Genomic DNA, 6265 nt, shown 5'->3' on the forward strand with positions numbered 1-6265 from the left:
TGTCCGAGCGGGGCGCTCAGATCATCGGCCGTTTCAGTCATGCGCGATCCCGAATCACTGCCAATGACGATACCACGCCGGGGTCAAGCGGCGGCAGGCCGGGATAGGCCGGGGATCCCAGGAGTTATCAGCAACCAGGAGTTCCAAGCAAAAAGGGCGGCTCCCAGGAGCCGCCCTTTCGTGGGATCGCGCGGATACGCCGACTTAGTTCGCCGCTTTGGGCTTGTCGGTCGTGGCCTTGTTGTCGCCGCCGGGGGTGGGCGCGGCGGAGGCGCTGTTCTTGATGCCGTGGAGCAGGTCGTCGGCGAGCTTGAGCGCCTTGTCGTCCTTGGCGTCCGGCGGGACGTAGGACTGCGAGCCGGTCTTCTCGTCGCCGTCGTTTTTCAGATGGCCGCGCAGCGAAGCCTCGCCCTTGGTGTCGGTGCGCGACTTCAGCTCGTCCGGCACGTCCTGCAGCACTTCGATGTCGGGCACGATGCCCTTGGCCTGGATCGACTTGCCCGACGGCGTGTAATAGCGCGCCGTGGTCAGCCGCAGCGCGCCATTGCCGCTTCCGAGCGGAATGATGGTCTGCACCGAGCCCTTGCCGAACGAGCGCGTGCCGACGATGGTCGCGCGCTTGTGGTCCTGCAGCGCGCCGGCGACGATCTCCGAGGCCGAGGCCGAGCCGCCATTGACCAGCACAATAACAGGCTTGCCCTTGGTCAGATCGCCCGAATGCGCGGTGCGACGCTGGGTCTCCTCGGCATTGCGGCCGCGGGTCGACACGATCTCGCCCTTCTCCAGGAACGAGTCGGAGACAGTGACTGCTTCCTCGAGCAGGCCGCCCGGATTGTTGCGGAGGTCGATGATGTAGCCCTTCAGCTTGTCGCCGATCTGGTTCGAGAGGTTGGCGACCTCGCGCTTCAGGCCTTCGGTGGTCTGCTCGTTGAAGGTGGTGATGCGGATATAGGCGATGTCGTCGGCCTCGACGCGTGCGCGCACCGAGCGGACGCGGATGTTGTCGCGCACCAGGGTGACGTCGATCGGATTGTCCTGACCCTTGCGGATGATCTTGAGCTTGATCTTGGTATTGACGGGGCCGCGCATCTTCTCGACCGCCTGGTTCAGCGTCAGGCCCTGCACCGCCTCGTCGTCGAGATTGGTGATGATGTCGTTGGCCATGACACCGGCGCGCGAAGCTGGGGTGTCGTCGATCGGCGAGACCACCTTGATCAGGCCGTCTTCCATCGTGACCTCGATGCCGAGGCCGCCGAACTCACCGCGGGTCTGCACCTGCATGTCGCGGAAGCTCTTGGCGTCCATGTAGCTCGAATGCGGATCGAGGCCGGTGAGCATGCCGCTGATGGCGGATTCGATCAGCTTGGTGTCGTCGGGCTTCTCGACATAGTCGGAGCGCACGCGCTCGAAGACGTCGCCGAACAGATTGAGCTGACGATAGGTGTCTGCGGTGGCGGCTCGCGCGCTGGAGCCCATGAACACCGCACGCGGCTGGGTCACGAACAGCATCAGCGCCGCACCGGTGGCCGCGCTGAGGAGGATTACTGAAGTCTTGCGCATCATCCGCGAACCTTCTCGCCTTCATTTGCGGCCCACCATGGGCCTGGATCGATTGGAGTGCCGTCCTTACGGAACTCGACATACAGCACAGGTTGACTCGCGTTCGTCGCGAGAATGGAAGCGACCTGAGAGGTCGACCCCATGGTCGCGACCGGCTCCCCCGTGAGCACAAACTGTCCGATGTTGACCGAAATGCGCTCCATCCCGGCGATCAGGACATGATACCCGCCCCCGGCATTGAGGATCAAGAGTTGTCCATAGCTGCGGAACGGGCCTGAATAGACCACCCAGCCGTCACACGGCGTTGTGACCTGGGAGCCGGGCTTGGTCGCCAGGGAAATGCCCTTCTGGACCCCGCCGGCCCCGTCGGAACCGCCGAAATCCCTGATCTTGTTACCGTTAACCGGAAGAGGCAGGAGACCCTTGGCGGAGGCAAAGACGATCGCGGGGGTGGTCCGGGACCGGTCCTTGAACACGCCCGGGCCGGACTTGACGCTCGCGCTTGCGGCCGCCTTGGCCTCGGCCTGCCTTGCGGCCTCGGCTGCCTTCTCGGCGGCCTTGGCTGCGCTCTGCAGATCCTGCTCCATCTTGGTGATCAGGCCCTGGAGATCGCCGACCTGCCTCGAAAGCGCGATGGCGCGCGAATTCTCGGCATCGAGGTCCTTTTCGCGTGCCGCCTGCTGGCGCTGCCGCTCGTCGACGAGGGCGGTGAGCCGGGTCTGGTCGCTCCTGACCTTGTCGCGATCGGAGGCGAGCTGGTCGCGCTCGGTGGCGATATTCTTGCGCAAGGCCACGAGCTCGCCGAGCTCGCCTGCGATCCTCTCGGCGCGGCCGCGCAGCTCCGGCACCACGGCGCCGAGCAGCATCGCCGTGCGCAGTGATTGCAGCGCATCTTCGGGCCGCACCAGCAGCGCAGGCGGCGTGCGCCGTCCGGCCCGCTGCAGTGCTGCCAGCACCTCGACGATGTCGGCACGGCGCGAATCGAGCGAGGAGCGCATCGCCTGCTCGCGTCCGTTGAGCGCGCGCAACCGGGCTTCGGTCTCGTCGATCTTGGTCTCCACGTTGCGCACATTGGCGGCGGTGTCGATCAGCTGCTGATTGAGCTGGGTACGGTCCTGGCCGAGTGAGGTGATCTCGGCCTTGAGCTTGGCCTGCGCCTCTTCCGCGCTCTTCTGCCTGGCACGCGCGGCTTCGAGCTCCTGCTCGCGCTGCTTGATGGCGTCGGGCGAGACGGCGGCGGTCTGGGGCGCCGGCGCCGCGGTCTGGGCTTGCGCGAGGCTTGCGCCGGCAACGCTTGTGATCAGCAACAGGTTGAGGAGCGGCGCTCGCATCGTGTCGGCAAAGGTGCTCGTTGTGGCGCGCATCACGCGCGGTGATAGGGGTGGCCGGCCAGAATGGTGGCGGCCCGATAAAGCTGTTCCAGAAGCATGACGCGGACCATTTGGTGCGGCCAGGTCGCAGAGCCGAACGCGATCGCGAGCTTCACCTTACGGCGCAATTCGGGCGAAAGTCCGTCCGCCCCTCCGATCACGAAGATAGTATGTCCGGCTCCCTCGTCTCGCCAGCGTCCGAGATGCCGTGCGAATACGGTGGAGTCGAGATTTTGCCCGCGCTCGTCCAGTGCCACCAGGATCGATTTGTCCGGAATATGCGCGGAGATCGCGGCGGCCTCTTCGGTCATCCGCGTCGCGGTGTCGCGCGCGCGGCTCTCGGGGATTTCGTGGACCAGGAGCTCGCGGAATCCGAGCTTGCGGCCGGCCTCGTCGAACCGCTCGAAATAGCGGTCGGCAAGCTCCCGTTCGGGGCCCTGCTTCAGCCGTCCCACCGCAATGACAGCAACGCGCATGATATCTTCAGGGGTCTGATATCTTCAGGGTCGTGTTTTCAAGACCGCGCGCAAATGGCGCGCGCACGACGCTAGCATGCGCGTCAGCCGATTCGAAATCGGCTCGATCAGCCTAGATCGCCTTCGCCGCGATCGCTTTCGCAGCCCCTGGGCCCTGCGTGTACAATCGCTCGAGATTGTAGAACTCGCGGACCTCGGGTCTGAACACGTGCACGATCACGTCGCCGGAATCGATCAGCACCCAGTCGCAATTGGGCAAGCCCTCGACATGGATGTTCTTGATGCCGTTTTCCTTGAGGCCCTTGGCGACGTTTTCCGCGATCGCGCCAACGTGCCGGTTCACCCGGCCGGTGGTGACGATCATGTAGTCGGAGTACGCCGATTTGCCGCGAAGGTCGATGGTGACCGTCTCTTCCGCCTTCATGTCGTCGAGGCGGGAGAGGATCAGGCTCAGCGTCTTGTCGGCGTCGGGTTGCGCCTTCAAGGCCGCAGCTTTGGCTGATGTTTTACGCGCCGGCTTGGCAACCTTGGGTAAAACAGACTTCGTCGAAGCTGACTTGGACAATACAGATGTGGTCAGGGACCATTCCTTTCACTGTATCGCGAACGCCGAATCCGGCGCTCACCGGTTACACTACATCATGTGGGGTTAAGGGTTTCAATATGCCAGAGAGGCTGAAGCCCACACGAGATCCGCGCACTTGTCCTCACATTGTACCTTTCCAGCTCCCGTCCGGGTTCCGTAAGCCGGTCGAGGACAGATTCAGCTTCATTCCGGTCAGGAAAACCCAGGCCGGCGCCGGCTGATCCGCAAGCAGCGCTGCCTTGTTCTCGGGGAGGCGATAGCGCGCCAGCGCCTGGGCGGCGGGGGAGGCGAGGGCGCGAAAACTCTGCGGCGGGCGGTCGATGACTGCCATCGGCACCTGGCCGGCGATGCGCCGCCAGTGCTGCCAACGATGGAATTGAGCGAGATTGTCGGCGCCCATGATCCAGACAAAGCGCAGGCCGCTGAGGCGGCGGCGCAAGGTGTTGATCGTGTCGATAGTGTAGCGCGTGCGGATGACGGATTCGAGACAGCTGACCTCGATCCTGGGATCATCGGCGACGTCGCGCGCGGCCTGCATGCGCTCCCCGAGCTCATGCAGATTGCCGTTCTCCTTCAGCGGATTGCCCGGAGTCACCAGCCACCACACGCGGTCGAGCTGAAGGCGCTTCAGCGCGAACTGGCTGATCGCGCGATGCGCCTGGTGCGGCGGATTGAACGAGCCGCCGAGCAGGCCGATGCGCATGCCTTCGGTGTAGGGCGGTATCGCCTGCGCGAAGAAGCGGGGGGCGACGAAATTGTTACTCAATGTCCGCGCCCCGCGACGTTACTTACGGCCGTGTCTGACCGGTGCCGTGAACGCGATATTTGAAGCTCGTCAGCTGCTCGGCCCCGACCGGGCCGCGGGCGTGGAAGCGGCCGGTCGCAATCCCGATCTCGGCGCCGAAGCCGAACTCGCCGCCATCGGCGAACTGCGTGGAGGCGTTGTGCAGCACGATCGCGGAATCGACCTCGCTCAGGAATTTCCTCGCAGCCGCCTCATCCGCGCTCACGATCGCATCGGTGTGATGCGAGCCATGGTTCTGAATGTGCGCGATTGCGCCATCGACGCCGTCGACGACCTTCGCCGCGATGATCGCGTCGAGATATTCGGTGTCCCAATCGTCTTCGCTCGCAGGTTTTACGCGCGCATCCGTTCCTTGCACCGTTTCGTCGCCGCGTACTTCGCAGCCCGCATCGATCAGCATCTCGACCAGCGGCTTCAGATTTTTGCCGGCCGCGGCGCGATCGACCAGCAGCGTCTCGGCCGCGCCGCAGACCCCGGTGCGGCGCATTTTTGCGTTGAGCACGAGCGACTTCGCCATCGCGAGGTCGGCGCTGGCATCGACATAGACGTGGTTGACGCCTTCCAGATGCGCGAACACAGGCACGCGCGCTTCCTGCTCGACGCGCGCGACGAGGCTTTTTCCCCCGCGGGGCACGATCACGTCGACGGCGCCGTTCAGGCCCGAGAGCATCATGCCGACGGCCGCGCGGTCGCGCGTCGGGACCAGCGTGATCGCAGCTTCAGGCAGGCCGGCTTCACGCAGGCCCTGCACCAGGCATTCATGGATCGCGCGGCAGGACCGAAAACTGTCCGAGCCGCCGCGCAGGATCACGGCATTGCCGGACTTCAGGCACAGCACGCCGGCGTCGGCCGCAACGTTCGGACGGCTCTCGAAGATCACGCCGACGACGCCGAGCGGCACGCGCACGCGCTCGATCCTCATGCCGTTTGGCCGCTGCCAGCTCTCGGTGACGATGCCGACGGGATCGGCGATGCCGCGTACGATGCCGATGCCCTCGGCCATGCCCTCGATGCGGGCCGGCGTCAGCGTCAGGCGGTCGATGAAGGAGGAGGTGGCATTGCCGGAGGCGCGGGCTTCGGCGACGTCCTCGGCATTGGCGGCGAGGATCGCCGCAGAGCTCGCGCGGATCGCCCGCTCCATGGCTTCCAGCGCCCGGTTTTTCTGCTCCGGCGGCGCCAGCGCCAGCACGCGCGCGGCAGCGCGGGCGCGGGTTCCGAGATCGGACATCAGCGCCAAGAGATCGGTAGTCCGATCGGCATTGCCGTCAACGGCTTTGAGGGGGGCGGCCATTGGAGTTTCAACCTTCTGCTAAGGCGGTGTCCTAGCACGGAAATCCCGCTTTTGCGAAGGGCGGGGAGGGTATGGCAGGGGCCCGGCGGGCGGTTGCTGGGCTCGGCCACCGGCCTAGCCCCAACGTCATGGCCGGGCTTGATGTTTAGTCCGGGGACATGGCTGACACCTGTTCGG

The 6265-nt window shown here is 65.2% G+C and carries 6 protein-coding genes; all 6 read right to left on the bottom strand.

Going from position 1 to position 6265, the window contains the following annotated elements:
• Nucleotides 1–204 precede the first annotated feature (204 nt).
• The 6 genes from IC66_RS0127985 to IC66_RS0128010 all read right to left on the bottom strand — a co-directional run bounded on the left by IC66_RS0127985 (nt 205) and on the right by IC66_RS0128010 (nt 6088).
• On the bottom strand, nt 205–1563 hold the full coding sequence (locus IC66_RS0127985) for a S41 family peptidase (protein ID WP_018318850.1): 1359 nt from the start codon (nt 1561–1563) through the stop codon (nt 205–207).
• The gene (locus IC66_RS0127990) at nt 1560–2891 is read right to left on the bottom strand and encodes a murein hydrolase activator EnvC family protein (RefSeq protein ID WP_028139200.1); all 1332 of its coding nucleotides are present in this window, start codon (nt 2889–2891) and stop codon (nt 1560–1562) included. Before IC66_RS0127990 ends, IC66_RS0127985 begins: the two co-directional genes overlap by 4 nt.
• A gap of 32 nt (nt 2892–2923) precedes the next feature.
• Nucleotides 2924–3406, bottom strand: coding sequence for a 23S rRNA (pseudouridine(1915)-N(3))-methyltransferase RlmH (gene rlmH / locus IC66_RS0127995; protein WP_038949885.1), 483 nt, complete (start codon nt 3404–3406; stop codon nt 2924–2926).
• Nucleotides 3407–3518: 112 nt separating this feature from the next.
• Nucleotides 3519–3890, bottom strand: a complete 372-nt coding sequence (rsfS, locus tag IC66_RS0128000) for a ribosome silencing factor (protein ID WP_028139198.1) — start codon at nt 3888–3890, stop codon at nt 3519–3521.
• 223 nt (nt 3891–4113) lie between these two features.
• On the bottom strand, nt 4114–4758 hold the full coding sequence (locus tag IC66_RS0128005; protein ID WP_028139197.1) for a nicotinate-nucleotide adenylyltransferase: 645 nt from the start codon (nt 4756–4758) through the stop codon (nt 4114–4116).
• Nucleotides 4759–4780: 22 nt separating this feature from the next.
• A complete protein-coding gene (locus IC66_RS0128010) occupies nt 4781–6088 on the bottom strand; it encodes a glutamate-5-semialdehyde dehydrogenase (RefSeq protein WP_038949887.1) in 1308 nt (435 codons plus the stop codon).
• Nucleotides 6089–6265 lie beyond the last annotated feature (177 nt).

The organism is Bradyrhizobium genomosp. III, from assembly GCF_000261705.1.
GTDB classification, from domain to species: Bacteria; Pseudomonadota; Alphaproteobacteria; order Rhizobiales; family Xanthobacteraceae; genus Bradyrhizobium; species Bradyrhizobium ottawaense.